The organism is Prosthecomicrobium sp. N25 (assembly GCF_037203705.1).
Taxonomy (GTDB): Bacteria; Pseudomonadota; Alphaproteobacteria; order Rhizobiales; family Ancalomicrobiaceae; genus Prosthecodimorpha.
Genome location: NZ_JBBCAT010000001.1, coordinates 2,997,408 through 3,011,315, shown reverse-complemented (window position 1 = coordinate 3,011,315; position 13,908 = coordinate 2,997,408). Strand labels below are relative to the sequence as shown.

General features: G+C 69.8%; 11 protein-coding genes and 1 tRNA gene. 8 read left to right on the top strand and 4 right to left on the bottom strand.

Translation table 11 applies throughout. The features are described from left to right. Positions 1 to 7: 7 nt before the first annotated feature. Together mfd and WBG79_RS13680 are read right to left on the bottom strand one after the other, a co-directional pair. Positions 8 to 3,661, bottom strand: coding sequence for a transcription-repair coupling factor (mfd, locus tag WBG79_RS13685; RefSeq protein WP_337357658.1), 3,654 nt, complete (start codon positions 3,659 to 3,661; stop codon positions 8 to 10). 79 nt (positions 3,662 to 3,740) lie between these two features. Then, positions 3,741 to 4,040 (bottom strand): FAD assembly factor SdhE, encoded by a 300-nt coding sequence (locus WBG79_RS13680; protein ID WP_337357657.1) that lies wholly within the window; start codon positions 4,038 to 4,040, stop codon positions 3,741 to 3,743. 339 nt (positions 4,041 to 4,379) lie between these two features. Here WBG79_RS13680 and WBG79_RS13675 point away from each other — a divergent pair, with 339 nt between their 5' ends. Genes WBG79_RS13675 through WBG79_RS13665 form a run of 3 tightly spaced genes read left to right on the top strand, consistent with a single transcriptional unit; the run spans position 4,380 to position 6,476 of the window. Further along, positions 4,380 to 5,642 (top strand): TadE/TadG family type IV pilus assembly protein, encoded by a 1,263-nt coding sequence (locus WBG79_RS13675; RefSeq protein ID WP_337357656.1) that lies wholly within the window; start codon positions 4,380 to 4,382, stop codon positions 5,640 to 5,642. A gap of 34 nt (positions 5,643 to 5,676) precedes the next feature. After that, positions 5,677 to 6,105 carry a TadE/TadG family type IV pilus assembly protein gene (locus WBG79_RS13670; protein ID WP_337357655.1) on the top strand — a complete coding sequence of 143 codons (429 nt, stop codon included), beginning with the start codon at positions 5,677 to 5,679 and terminating at the stop codon, positions 6,103 to 6,105. Then, the gene (locus WBG79_RS13665) at positions 6,102 to 6,476 is read left to right on the top strand and encodes a TadE/TadG family type IV pilus assembly protein (RefSeq protein ID WP_337357654.1); all 375 of its coding nucleotides are present in this window, start codon (positions 6,102 to 6,104) and stop codon (positions 6,474 to 6,476) included. Before WBG79_RS13670 ends, WBG79_RS13665 begins: the two co-directional genes overlap by 4 nt. Before the next feature lie 73 nt (positions 6,477 to 6,549). Here the strand turns inward: WBG79_RS13665 and WBG79_RS13660 are convergent. Then, positions 6,550 to 6,626 (bottom strand) — tRNA-Asp (locus tag WBG79_RS13660). A 115-nt stretch (positions 6,627 to 6,741) separates the two neighbouring features. Further along, positions 6,742 to 7,395: an alpha/beta hydrolase gene (locus WBG79_RS13655; RefSeq protein ID WP_337357653.1), complete on the bottom strand. Its 654-nt coding sequence runs from the start codon at positions 7,393 to 7,395 to the stop codon at positions 6,742 to 6,744. Positions 7,396 to 7,637: 242 nt separating this feature from the next. Between WBG79_RS13655 and WBG79_RS13650 the strand changes: the two genes are divergently transcribed. The 5 genes from WBG79_RS13650 (at position 7,638) to WBG79_RS13630 (ending at position 13,906) form a co-directional block, all read left to right on the top strand. Next, positions 7,638 to 8,795 (top strand): cysteine desulfurase family protein, encoded by a 1,158-nt coding sequence (locus WBG79_RS13650; protein WP_337357652.1) that lies wholly within the window; start codon positions 7,638 to 7,640, stop codon positions 8,793 to 8,795. A gap of 84 nt (positions 8,796 to 8,879) precedes the next feature. Beyond that, a complete protein-coding gene (gene sufB, locus WBG79_RS13645) occupies positions 8,880 to 10,349 on the top strand; it encodes a Fe-S cluster assembly protein SufB (protein WP_337357651.1) in 1,470 nt (489 codons plus the stop codon). A gap of 104 nt (positions 10,350 to 10,453) precedes the next feature. Continuing rightward, complete coding sequence (gene sufC, locus WBG79_RS13640) at positions 10,454 to 11,209, top strand: Fe-S cluster assembly ATPase SufC (protein ID WP_337357650.1); 756 nt, start codon at positions 10,454 to 10,456, stop codon at positions 11,207 to 11,209. A 17-nt stretch (positions 11,210 to 11,226) separates the two neighbouring features. Beyond that, positions 11,227 to 12,561: a Fe-S cluster assembly protein SufD gene (sufD, locus tag WBG79_RS13635; protein WP_337357649.1), complete on the top strand. Its 1,335-nt coding sequence runs from the start codon at positions 11,227 to 11,229 to the stop codon at positions 12,559 to 12,561. Between the two features lie 106 nt (positions 12,562 to 12,667). After that, positions 12,668 to 13,906, top strand: a complete 1,239-nt coding sequence (locus WBG79_RS13630) for a cysteine desulfurase (protein ID WP_337357648.1) — start codon at positions 12,668 to 12,670, stop codon at positions 13,904 to 13,906. Positions 13,907 to 13,908: the final 2 nt, after the last annotated feature.

The window sequence follows — 13,908 nt, the reverse complement described above, 5'->3', positions numbered from 1 at the left end:
AGGCCGGTCACCGCCCGCGCTTGCCTTTGCCGAGGCTCGTCAGCGACGGGTAGCGGCCGCGGGGCACGACCGCGGGCGGGGCGGGGGGCGGCGTCGGCTTCAGGTGCAGGCGCTTGGGATCCTGGGGCGGGGCGGCCGGGGAGTCGGGAGTCCTGGGGGCGGCGACGTCCTTGCCTTCCGCGATGCGCACGAGCTGGGCGAGAACCACGGCGGCGCCCTTGAGGCGGTCTTCGGGGCGCGGCCAGTCGCGGGTCAGCACGATCTTCTGGTCGGGCCGGATCTTGGCCAGCGAGCCCTGCTCGGCGATCCAGCGGACGAGGCCGGCGCCGTTGGCGAACTTGCTCTCCCGGAACGAGATCACGACGCCCTTCGGGCCGGCGTCGATCTTGTCGACGTTGGCCTTCCGGCAGAGGCTCTTGATGAAGACGATCTTGAGCAGGTGCTCGACCTCCTCGGGGAGGGGGCCGAAGCGGTCGATCATCTCGGCCCCGAAGGCGTCGATCGCCTCGGTGGTCTCCAGGTCCGCCAGGCGCCGGTAGAGGCCGAGGCGGAGCTGCAGGTCGCCGACGTAGGTTTCGGGGATGAGGACGGGGGTGCCGACCGTGATCGACGGGGACCACTTCTCCTCCTGGACCTCCTCGATGTCGCCGGCCTTCAGCGAGGCGACGGCCTCCTCGAGCATCTGCTGGTAGAGCTCGTAGCCGACCTCCTTGATGTGGCCGGACTGCTCGTCGCCGAGCAGGTTCCCGGCGCCGCGGATGTCGAGGTCGTGGCTGGCGAGCTGGAAGCCCGCCCCGAGGCTGTCGAGAGACTGGAGCACCTTCAGCCGCCGCTCCGCCCCGGCGGTCAGCGTCTTGTCGGCCGGGACGGTCAGGAGCGCATAGGCGCGGACCTTCGACCGTCCGACGCGGCCGCGCAGCTGGTAGAGCTGGGCGAGGCCGAACATGTCGGCACGGTGGATGATGAGGGTGTTGGCGGTCGGGATGTCGAGGCCGGACTCGACGATGGTCGTGGAGAGAAGGACGTCGTACTTGCCCTCGTAGAAGGCCGTCATGACGTCCTCGAGCTCGGTCGCCGGCATCTGGCCGTGGGCGATGCAGACCTTCACCTCCGGCACGGTCTGCTCCAGGAACTCCTTGCGCGCAGCGAGGTCGGAGACGCGCGGCACGACATAGAAGGACTGGCCGCCACGGTAGTGCTCGCGCAGGAGCGCCTCGCGGACGACCAGCGCGTCGAAGGGCGACACGAAGGTGCGCACGGTCAGCCGGTCGATCGGCGGGGTGGCGATGACGGAGAGCTCGCGGACGCCCGTCAGGGCGAGCTGCAACGTGCGCGGGATCGGGGTGGCGGTCAGGGTGAGGACGTGGACGTCGGCCTTGAGCTCCTTCAGGCGCTCCTTGTGCTTGACGCCGAAGTGCTGCTCCTCGTCGACGACCAGGAGCCCCAGGTCGCGGAACTTGACGCCCTTGGCGAGCAGGGCATGGGTGCCGACGACGATGTCGCAGTGGCCGCTCTCGAGCTCCTTGCGGGTGGCGTCGGCGTCCTTGGCGGAGACGAGACGGGAGAGCTGGGCGACCCGGAAGGGGAGGCCGCGGAAGCGCTCCTCGAAGGTGCGGAAATGCTGGCGGGCGAGAAGCGTGGTCGGCACCACGACGGCGACCTGCTTGCCCGAGGCGGCGACCGTGAAGGCGGCGCGCAGCGCCACCTCGGTCTTGCCGAAGCCGACGTCGCCGCAGACCAGGCGGTCCATCGGCCGGCCGGCGGCGAGATCCTCGTGCACGGCCGCGATGGCGGCGAGCTGGTCGTCGGTCTCCTCGTAGGGGAAGCGGGCGGCGAACTCGTCGGCGAGGCCCTCGGCGGGGGTGAGGACCGGGGCGGGTCGCAGGAGGCGGGCGGCGGCGGTCTTGATGAGGCTGTCCGCGATCTCGCGGATGCGCTTCTTCATCTTCGCCTTGCGGGCCTGCCAGGCGACGCCGCCGAGCTTGTCGAGCTGGACCTCGGCGTCGTCGGAGCCGAAGCGGGTCAGGAGCTCGATGTTCTCGACCGGCAGGTAGAGCTTGTCGCCGCCCGCATAGACGAGTTCCAGGCAGTCGTGCGGGGCGCCGGCGGCCGTGATGGTCTTCAGGCCCGTGAAGCGGCCGATGCCGTGGTCGACATGGACGACGATGTCGCCCTCGGCGAGCCCGGTCACCTCCGTCAGGAACTCGGAGCCCTTGGCGCGACGCTTCTTGGCCCGCACGAGGCGGTCGCCCAGGATGTCCTGCTCGCCCAGGATGGCGACGTCGTCGATCTCGACGCCCGCCTCGATGCCGAGCACCCCGACGCCGACCGCGCCCTTCGGCAGGGCCAGGATCTCGGGGAAGGTCCTGACCGGCTTCAGGTCCGTCAGGCCATGGTCGCCGAGGACCTGCGCCAGGCGATCGAGCGCCCCGTCCGACCAGGCGGCGATCATCACCCGGCGCCCGGCCTTGCCGAGTTCGCGCACGTGGGAGACCGCCGCGTCGAAGACGTTGACGTCCCCGGCCTGGCGTTCGGTCAGGAAGCTGCGCCCCTGGCGGCCGCCGAGGTCGAGGACCGCGGGACTGTCCGGAACCGCGAAGGGGGAAAGGTTGGCGACCTTGCGGGCCTCCAGCCGGCCGTGCCACTCCGCCGCGGTCAGGTAGAGCGCCTCGGGCTCGACCGGCTTGTAGGGGACCGCACCGCCGCGCGCGTCGCCCATCGCCTCGCGGCGGGCCTCGTAGTGCTCGCGGATCTGGTCGAGCCGCTCGCCGACGCTCTCCTCGACGTGGCTCTCCAGGACGAGCGGCACGTCGCCGACATGGTCGAAGAGCGTCTCCAGCTTCTCGTGGAAGAGCGGCAGCCAGTGCTCCATGCCGGCGTAGCGGCGGCCCTCGGAGATGTGCTGGTAGAGGACGTCGTCCTTGGTGGTCGCGCCGAAGCGGGCCACGTAGGCACGGCGGAAGCGGCTCACCGTGTCGGGGACGATGGTCACCTCCGACATGGGCACCCATTCGAGGCGCTTCAGGCTGCCGGTGGTGCGCTGGGTCTCGGCGTCGAAGCGGCGGATCGACTCCAGCGTATCGCCGAAGAAGTCGAGCCGGACGGGGGCCTCGGCGCCAGGCGCGTAGAGGTCGAGGATGCCGCCGCGCACGGCGTATTCGCCGGTTTCCCGAACCGTCGACGTGCGCGAGAAGCCGTTGTTCTCCAGCCAGCGGACGAGGTCCGCCATGTCGACCCGATTGCCGGGCACGGCCGAGAAGGTCTCGGCGGCGATGAGCGCGCGCTCGGGCACGCGCTGGACGACGGCGTTGACGGTGGTCAGCAGGACCACCGGCTTGTCGGTCGCCTCGGGCTTGGCGAGGCGCGACAGCGTGTTCATCCGCCGCGCGACGACTTCCGGGGTGGGCGAGACGCGGTCGTAGGGCAGGCAGTCCCAGGCCGGGAAGGTCATCACCTTCACGTCTGGGGCGAAGAAGCCGAGGGCCGCCTCCAGGCTCGCCATGCGGGCGCCGTCGCGCGCCACCGCCAGGAGGCCCGGCCGGCCGCCGCGTCCGCCTTGCGCGCGGGCGAGGTCGCCGATCGCGAGGGCCTCCAGGCCGTCGGGCAGGCTGGCGACGGTGACGTGGCGGTGGCGGTCGAACAGGCCTTTGAGGGGCTTCATGCGTCGAGATCCGTGCGGGCGCCGGGGCGCCGCGAAGGGGGTGGGTTCGGCGAGCGGCCGGCGAGGGCGCGCCGGGGGCTCAACGCATGACGAGACCGCCCGGCTGCGTGTGGAAGGCCTTGACCTGCCGGAAGAGCGGCGTGTCGTAGTTGCCCGGCGTCTCCTCGCGGTCGATGATCCAGGCGAATAGATCGCGGTCCGGCACGTCCATCAGCCGCTCGAACTCCGCGAAGTCCGTCTCGGACAGGGTCGCCAGGTGGGCGTCCGCGAAGGTGCCGAGGAGAAGGTCCATTTCCTTCGTCCCGCGATGCCAGGCGCGGAAGAGCGCCTTCTTGCGCGAGGGCGGCAGGCCGTCGGAGGAGATCTGGGTGCCGGACATCGGTCTGAAGCCTCGTCGGAACAGGCGAGCGCCGCCGGGGCCGGGAGGCGGCACCGTCGGGACATGGCGGCGGGGGCGCCGCGGGGCACATATAGCGTGGCCGGCCCGGCCTGTCAGGTCCGGGCCGCGCATCCTGCCCCGGCGCGGGGCGCGGGGCGGCCGCCACGGACAGGGCCGAAATCGCCGGTCGGGGTGGCGGCCGCACTCGTCTCGACTTGTTAAATGTTGAAGTATTCACAAGCTCGCAACCGAGATCCTCGGTAATCATTGCAGGCGTGAGCGTTACGGCGCAGTCTCATTCAGGACTATGCAGCCTCCTCAGTGCCTGCCGACGTGTCGATGCCCCAATCTCATTCCGCCTCGCTCTCCACCTTCCGGGCCGTCCTGGCCGACGAGACCGGCGGCTATTCGGTGGTGGCGGCCATCATGGTGCCGGTCTGGATCGGGCTGACCGGCTTCGCCTGCGAGGCGGGGCTGTGGCTCTACTCGAAGCGCACCATGCAGGGCGCCTCGGATCTCGCGGCGGTCAGCGGCGCCACGGCGGGCAAGACCTCGGCGGCGGCGGCGCTTGCGGAGGCCAAGGCGGTCGCCGCCTCGATCGGCTTCGTGGACGGGACGGGCGGCGCGGTCGTCACGGTGAGCCGGCCCCCGACCCAGGGCGCCTACGCGGCGCGGCCGACCGCCGTGGAGGTGACGATCGTCCAGGACGAGCCGCGCTGGGTGTCGGCCCTGTGGAACGCCACGCCTGTGCGCGCCTCGGTCCGCTCGGTCGCGCTGCCGATCGAAGGCGGCGGCTGCGTCCTGGCCCTCAACCGCACGACGTCCGGCGCCGTGACGATCCAGGGCACGTCGGACGTGCGGCTCAGCCAGTGCGGGCTCTACGACAACTCCGCGTCCGCCAGCGCGCTGGTGGTCGGCGGGTCGGCGACCTTGCGGGCGCAATCGGTCGACACCGTCGGCGGGATCAGCGGGTCCTCGGCCATCACGGCGACGGACGGCATGCGGACCGGTTCGGCCGTCAGCCCCGACCCCTACGCGACGGCGACCTTCCCGCCGCGGACCGGCTGCACCGCGAACAGCCTGGACGTGAAGGGCAAGAAGACGCTGAGCCCGGGCGTCTATTGCAACGGCCTCAGCTTCAATGCCAATGCCGAGGCGACGCTCGAGCCCGGGATCTACTACATCGACCGGGGCAGCCTCACGGTGAACGGCGGCGCCACCATCACGGGCACCGGGGTGACGCTCGTCTTCACCTCGTCGACGGGCTCGAACTATGCGACGGCGGCCATCTCCGGCGGGGCTTCGGTCAATCTGTCAGCACCGACCTCGGGTCCGCTCGCGGGCATCGCCGTCTTCGCCGACCGCAACATGCCTGTGGGCACGACCTTCAAGTTCAACGGCGGCTCGACCCAGTCGATCCAGGGCGCGATCTACGTGCCGACCGGCAAGGTCGATTATGCGGGCGGGGCCGGGGCGGGCGGCGGCTGCACGCAGCTGGTGGCGGACACGATCACCTTTTCGGGCAACGCCCAGTTCGAGCTGAACTGCTCGGGCCGAGGCACGCGGACGATCGGAGGCGCGGGTGCGCGGCTGGTGGAGTAAGTCGGCAGGCCGGCTTCCGGCGCGCCGCGGCCTGGTGGCGGACCGCCGCGGGGCGGCGATCCTCGAGCTGTCGCTCGTGCTGCCGCTCCTCTTCATGCTGGCGCTGCTGGCGACCGATTTCGGCTTCGGGCTGTTCCGCGGCCTCCAGGTCCAGAATGCCGCGCAGTCGGGCCTGCGGTCCGCGGTGGTTGGCGGCTTCGACGCGGCCCGGATCACGGCGGTCGTCCAGGGAGCGGCGGGCGCGTCGGGCATCACCATGGCGTCGGCGCCGCGCCAGTTCTGCGGCTGCCCGGCGACGACCGGGGTCCAGGAGATCGCCTGCTCGTCGACCTGCAGCGGCGGGGCCACGGCCGGGACCTACGCGACCCTGACGCTGACCGCCCGCTACACGCCGTGGCTGGCGACGCCGTTGCTGCCGAACGGCCTCACCTTCACGACCCGTCCCCTGGTCCGGCTGCAATGACCCGGCTGGCGCGCGACCGGCGCGGCGTCTCGGCCGTGGAGACGGCGCTGGCCTTCCCGGTCTTCGCCCTGTTCCTCTATGCGCTCGTCGACCTCGGCCTGATGGCCTGGAGCCGTGTGTCGCTGCAATTCGCGGTCGAGGAGGCGGCGCGCTGCTACAGCATCAAGAGCCCCTCGTGCCTCACCGTCCGCGACACCCAGCGCTATGCGGTCGGGGCCACCTACGGCTTCAACGCGACCACCGAGAACTTCTCGGTCGGCACCGAGGGCTGCGGCGTCCGGGTCCGCGGCTTCTACCGCTACGCCATGATGAGCCACATCGGCACCAGCCTGACGACGCTGCTCTCCGCGGACACCTGCATGCCGATGTGAGGCGGGGGCGTCCCGCCGAGGGGGATGCCGAAACGAAAAAAGCCCGGGCGAACCCGGGCCTCTTCGTCGAAACTGGCGGGAGCGACGGGGCTCGAACCCGCGACCTCCGGCGTGACAGGCCGGCGCTCTAACCAACTGAGCTACGCCCCCGCATTTTCGTTCGCCGAGGGTGGTGCCCGCGGCGATGGGGGGTCGTTTAAGGCCCCCTGGGTGGGATGTCAAGCGAGCCTGTGGATCTCGTCCCGGGCGTATGCGGGGCGCGGCTTCAGGCGGCGTCGGAGCGGGCGAGGCGCTTGTCGACGTAGGTCTCGCAGGCCGACATCAGCTCCTCGACCTTGTTCTCGAAGAAGTGGTTGGCGCCCTCGACGATCTTCTGGTCGATCGTGATTCCCTTCTGGGTCTTCAGCTTGTCGACGAGGCCCTGGACGTCCTTCTGGGGCACGACCTTGTCCACGTCGCCGTGGATGATCAGGCCGGAGGAGGGGCAGGGGGCCAGGAACGAGAAGTCGTGCAGGTTGGCCGGCGGTGCGATGGAGATGAAGCCCTCGATCTCGGGCCGGCGCATCAGGAGCTGCATGCCGATCCAGGCGCCGAAGGAGAAGCCGGCGATCCAGCAGGAACGCGCGTCCGGGTGGACGGTCTGCGCCCAGTCGAGCGCCGCGGCCGCGTCGGAGAGCTCGCCGCCGCCGTGGTCGAATTCGCCCTGGCTGCGCCCGACGCCGCGAAAATTGAAGCGCAGGACCGCGAAACCGCGCTTCGCAAACAGATAGAACAGCTGGTAGACGACCTGGTTGTTCATCGTGCCGCCGAACTGCGGGTGCGGATGCAGGATGAGCGCGATGGGGGCGTTGCGCACCTTGGCCGGTTGGAATCGGCCTTCGATGCGTCCGGCCGGTCCGTTGAAGATGACTTCGGGCATGGGTGCGGTCGTCCTTGCGATGGTCTCGGGATCCCGGCGAGCGGGGCGGATGACGGCGGGCCGGGGAGGGCGGCTCGGGTCGTCGGGTCGGCTCTCGGTCGGGGTCCGCTCGGGTCCGGTGTGGCAAAGGGCCGGACGAAAGCTGTCCGGCCTGCAATCGTCCTCTGTTATCATGATCGAGGGGGACGGTTTCAAGAGTTTCGACGAGCAGAGGCACGGTCCTCGCGAGGAAGTCGGCGGAAATGGCGACAAGGCGAATCTATCTCGACCACAATGCCGGCTCGCCGCCGCGCGAAGAGGCGGTCCAGGCGGCGCTCGAGGCGATGCGCGCGGGCGGGAATCCGTCGTCGGTGCATGCCGAGGGGCGGGCCGCGCGGGCCCGGGTCGAGGCGGCGCGGGTGGCTGTCGCCGCGCTCGCGGGGGTGCCGGCCGGGCAGGTGGTCTTCACCGCCTCGGCCACGGAGGCGAACGTCACGGCGCTCAGCGCCGATTGGGTCGCGGGCGCCCGGGCGCTGCGGCTGGAGCGCCTCCTGGTCTCGGCGACCGAGCACCCCTCCGTCCTGCGCGGCGGGCGATTCCCGGCCGACCGGGTCGAGGTCGTGCCGGTCGGGCCCGATGGCGTGCTGCGCCTCGACGACCTGGCGGCCCGGCTCGCCGCCGGGACCGGTCCGGCGCTGGTCGCCGTCCAGGCGGCCAACAGCGAGACCGGCGTGCTGCAGCCGATCGGCGAGATCGCCCGGCTGGTTCGGGCCGCAGGGGGCGTCCTGGTCTGCGACGCGGTCCAGGCCGCCGGGCGCCTGCCGATCGAGGAGCTCGACGCCGACGTCCTGACGCTTTCCGCGCACAAGATCGGCGGGATCCAGGGCGCCGGGGCGCTGGTCGCCCGCAAGGCCGAGCTGCGGCCCCTGCCGCTGCTCCCCGGCGGCGGGCAGGAGGCCAATCGCCGCGGCGGCACCGAGGCGGTCCCGGCGATCGCCGCCTTCGGCGCGGCGGCGCTCGCCGCAAGGCAGGATCTCGAAAGAATCGAGCAGGTTCGCGCCGAGCGGGACTGGCTCATCGGCGCCTTGCGCTCTATATCAGGCACTGTGACGGTCTTCGGGGAAACCGCGGATCGTCTCGCCAATACCGCATCCGTCGCCCTGCCGGGCCTGCCGGCTGAAACGGCGGTGATCGCGTTCGATCTCGAAGGCGTCGCGATCTCCTCCGGCTCGGCCTGCTCTTCGGGCAAGGTGGCGGCGTCGCACGTGCTGAAGGCCATGGCGGTGCCCGCGGACCTCGTCCGCAACGCACTCCGGGTCAGCCTCGGATGGTCGACGACGCGCGAGGACCTGGAAGGCTTCGTGGCGGTCTGGCGGAAGCTCGCCGCCCGGGTCCAAACCGATCGCGGTCGCGCTGCGTAAGCACATCATGCGGAGGGCTCGCCCTTCGTCCCGTGGAATCGTCTTGAACCGGCGGTCCTTGAAGCCGCGTCGGGGGAGAGAAAAATGCCTGCAGTCCAGGAGACGGTCGAACAGGTCCTCGCGATCGACGTAGACCAGTACAAGTACGGTTTCGAGACTCAGATCGAGTCCGACCTGGCCCCGAAGGGCCTCAGCGAAGACATCGTCCGCTTCATCTCGGACAAGAAGGGCGAGCCCGAGTGGATGCTCGCATGGCGGCTGGAGGCCTATCGGCGCTGGCTGACCATGGAAGAGCCCACCTGGGCGCGGGTGGACTATCCGAAGATCGACTTCCAGGACCTCCACTACTACGCGGCCCCGAAGGGCACCGCGGGTCCGAAGTCGCTCGACGAGGTCGACCCGGAGCTCTTGCGCACCTACGAGAAGCTCGGCATCCCGCTCAGGGAGCAGGAGGTGCTGGCGGGTGTCCAGGGCGCGCGCATCGCGGTCGACGCGGTGTTCGACTCTGTCTCCGTGGTAACCACGTTCCGCGAGGAACTCAAGAAGGCTGGCGTCATCTTCTGCTCGATCTCCGAGGCGATCCGCGAGTACCCGGAGCTGGTGCGCAAGTACCTCGGTTCCGTCGTCCCGGTCACGGACAACTACTACGCGACGCTGAATTCCGCGGTCTTCTCCGACGGATCCTTCGTGTATGTGCCCCCGGGCGTGCGCTGCCCGATGGAGCTCTCGACCTATTTCCGGATCAACGAGAAGAATACCGGCCAGTTCGAGCGCACGCTGATCATCGCCGAAAAGGGCGCCTACGTCTCGTACCTGGAAGGCTGCACGGCCCCGCAGCGCGACGAGAACCAGTTGCATGCCGCCGTGGTCGAGCTCGTCGCGCTCGAGGACGCGGAGATCAAGTACTCGACGGTGCAGAACTGGTACCCGGGCGACAAGGACGGCAAGGGCGGGATCTACAACTTCGTCACCAAGCGCGGCGATTGCCGCGAGGCGCGGGCGAAGATCTCCTGGACCCAGGTGGAGACCGGGTCGGCCATCACCTGGAAGTACCCGAGCTGCATCCTGCGCGGCGACGGCAGCCAGGGCGAGTTCTACTCGATCGCCATCTCGAACGGCTACCAGCAGGTCGATTCGGGCACCAAGATGATCCACCTGGGCAAGAACACGTCGAGCCGGATCATCTCCAAGGGCATCTCGGCCGGGCGCTCCAACAACACCTATCGGGGCCTCGTCTCGATCAACAAGCGGGCGACCGACGCGCGCAACTTCACCAACTGCGACTCGCTCCTGATCGGCCACGACTGCGGCGCCCACACGGTGCCCTACATCGAGACCCGCAACGCGAGCGCCACGGTGGAGCACGAGGCGACCACCTCCAAGATCTCCGAGGACCAGCTCTTCTACTGCGTGAGCCGCGGCCTCTCCGAGGAGGAGGCGGTGGCCCTGATCGTCAACGGCTTCGTTCGGGACGTCCTGCAGCAGCTCCCCATGGAGTTCGCCGTGGAGGCCCAGAAGCTGATCGGCATCAGCCTGGAAGGCTCGGTCGGCTGACCCTCCGCGCCGGCCGCCCCGACGAGGGCCGCGGGCCGGCGCTCCATCCCCCGGACAGAACGGCAGAGCGCTCCAGCGGCGCCGCCACGGACAGAGACGACATCATGCTCGAGATCCAGAACCTTCACGCGAAGATCGCCGACGAAGACCGCGAAATCCTTCAGGGATTGTCGCTCAAGGTTAACCCCGGAGAGGTCCATGCCATCATGGGGCCGAACGGCTCCGGCAAGTCGACGCTCTCCTATGTGCTCGCCGGCAAGGAGGACTACGAGGTGACCGAGGGCACGGTCACGTTCGACGGCGAGGACCTGCTCGCCCTCGGTGCCGACGAGAGGGCGGCGCGCGGCCTCTTCCTCGCCTTCCAGTATCCCGTCGAGATCCCGGGCGTCGCCAACATGACGTTCCTGAAGGCGGCGCTGAACGCCCAGCGCAAGGCGCGCGGCGAGGGCGAGATCTCCACGCCCGACTTCATGCGGCTCGTCCGCGAGAAGGCCGGCCAGCTGGCGATCTCGCCGGACATGCTGAAGCGGCCGGTCAACGTCGGCTTCTCGGGCGGCGAGAAGAAGCGCAACGAGATCCTGCAGATGGCGGTCCTTCAGCCGAAGCTCTGCATCCTCGACGAGACCGACTCCGGCCTCGACATCGACGCGCTCAAGGTCGTCTCCGAGGGGGTGAACGCGCTGCGCTCGCCCGAACGGGCCTTCGTGGTGATCACCCACTACCAGCGCCTGCTCGACCACATCCGGCCCGATTTCGTGCATGTCCTCTCGCGGGGCCGCATCGTCCGCTCCGGCGGGCCGGAACTGGCGCTGGAACTCGAGGCCAAGGGCTACGCCGATTACGTCGGCGAGGCCGCCTGATGCCGGAGGCCGCCGCCATGACCGTCCAGCCCGCGATCCTGCGGACGCAGGCCGAGAAGGATCTGATCGAAGCCTACCGGCAGAAGCCGGAGCGCGCCGACAGTTCCGCCATCCTGCAGCTCCGCGACGCCGCCTTCGCCCGGTTCGAGAAGGCCGGCCTGCCGCATCGGCGGGTCGAGGAGTACAAGTACACGGACCTGCGCGCGCTCCTGCGCGGGGTGCCGCCCCTCGCCCGGCCGGCCGACCCGGAGACGGCGCGCGCCGTCGCCGCGGCTCCGGCCTCCCTCGCGGGCGTCGACCGTCACCGCCTCGTCTTCGTCAACGGGCATTTCGAGCCGCTCCTGTCGGACGTGGCCGGTCTCGACGGGGTCTCGACGCACCCGCTCTCGACCCTCCTGCCGCACGGCCATACCCTGGGCGAGCGGCTCGGGATCTCCGCGGCCGCCAGCGCCGACCCGATCGTGACGCTCAACACCGGGCTGATGCGCGACGGCATGGTGATCCGCGTATCCGCCAAGGCCAAGCCGAAGAAGCCTATCGAGATCGCTCACGTCTCAACCGGCGCGGCCGCGTCGGTCGCACTCCGGCACGTGATCGAGGTCGAGCCGAACGCGGAGGTCACCTTCCTGGAGACCTTCCGGGGCCCCGAGGGCGTGCCGATGCACACCAACGCGGTGACGGAGCTCAGGCTCGAGGACTGCGCAAAGGCGACCTGGATCAAGCTGCAGACCGAGGCCGTGACTGCGGTTCACTTCTCGACCCTGGTGGTCACGCTCGGCGAGAAGGCCGCGCTCGAGCACTTCGCGCTCGGAGCCGGCGCGGCGGTCGCCCGGTCGCAGCTCTTCCTCACCTTCGCGGGGGAGCACGCGACGCTCTCCACCCGCGGCGCCACGCTGCTGGACGGCCGGCGGCACGGCGACACGACGCTGGTGATCGACCACGCCGTGCCGCACGGCACCAGCCGGGAGCTCTACAAGGCGGTGGTGGACGATGAGGCCCGGTCGATCTTCCAGGGCAAGATCGTCGTGCGCCAGCACGCCCAGAAGACCGACGGCAAGATGTCGTCGAACGCCATCCTGCTGTCCGATTCCGCCGAGGCGATGAACAAGCCGGAGCTCGAGATCTTCGCCGACGACGTGGTCTGCGGCCACGGCGCCACCACGGGCGAGATCGACGACCGCCTGAAATTCTATCTCATGAGCCGCGGCATCCCGGAGTCAGAGGCCGAGAAGCTGCTGATCGTGGCGTTCCTGGGCGAGGTCTTCGACGCCATCGAGAACGAGGCCGTCCGGGACGCGGTGGCGGCGGAGGTCGAGCATTGGCTGGAGCGCCGTGCGACGCGGGCCGGCTGACGCCGGCCCCGAGTCCCGAGCCCCGGACCGGGGCCCGCATGGCGCGGGTCCGTCCGGGGGTGCGGTTGAGGGGCGGTGCGGGCCCCGGGACGAAAGGCGACAGGACGTGACGTTCGCTGCTGATACGACCCCCTACGACGTCGACGCGATCCGGCGGGACTTCCCCATCCTGTCCATGAAGGTGAACGGCCGCGACCTCGTCTATCTCGACAATGCGGCGAGCGCGCAGAAGCCACAGGCGGTGATCGACCGGATGGTCAAGGTGATGACCTCCGAATACGCCAACGTGCATCGCGGCCTGCATTACCTGGCCAATGCCGCGACCGAGGCCTACGAGGAGGCCCGCGAGATCGTCCGGGCCTATCTGGGCGCCGCCTCGACGGACGAGATCATCTTCACGAAGTCGGTGACCGAGGCGATCAACCTGGTCGCCAACTCGCTCGGGCAGGGGATCGGGGAGGGCGACGAGATCGTCCTCTCGCTGATGGAGCACCACTCCAACATTGTCCCCTGGCACTTCCTGCGGGAGCGCAAGGGCGCCGTCATCAAGTGGGTGCCGGTCGACGACGCGGGCAACTTCCTGTTCGAAGACTTCGAGAAGCTGGTGACGCCGCGCACCAAGGTGGTGGCCGTCACCCACATGTCGAACATGTTGGGCACGGTGACGCCCATCAAGGACATCGTCCGGGTGGCGAAGTCGGTCGGCGCCAAGGTGCTGGTCGACGGTGCGCAGGCGGCGGTCCACATGCCGGTCGACGTCCAGGATCTCGGCGTGGACTTCTACGGCATAACCGGCCACAAGCTCTACGGTCCGACCGGCATCGGCGTCCTGTGGGGCCGTCGGGAGCTGCTCGCCGAGATGCCGCCTTTCCTCGGGGGCGGAGAGATGATCCGGGACGTGACCCAGGAGTGGGTCACCTACGGCGAGCCGCCGCACCGCTTCGAGGCCGGCACGCCGCCGATCATCGAGGCCGTCGGGCTCGGCGCGGCGCTGAAATATATCGAATCCGTCGGCCGCGCCCGCATCTCCGCCCATGAGGAGAGCCTCAGGGCCTATGCGCACGAGCGGCTCGGGTCGATCAACCGGGTGAAGATCTACGGCCATGCGCCCGGCAAGGGCGCCATCGTGGCCTTCGACCTGGAAGGCGCCCATGCCCACGACGTCGCCACCATCCTCGACCGCTACGGGGTTGCGGTGCGCGCGGGGACCCATTGCGCCCAGCCGCTCTTGAAGCGTTTCGGCGTCACCTCCACATGCCGTGCATCCTTCGGGATGTACAATCGGCTCGACGAGGTCGACAGGCTTGCCGAAGCCCTTCAAAAGGCTCATGATTTCTTCGCATGACG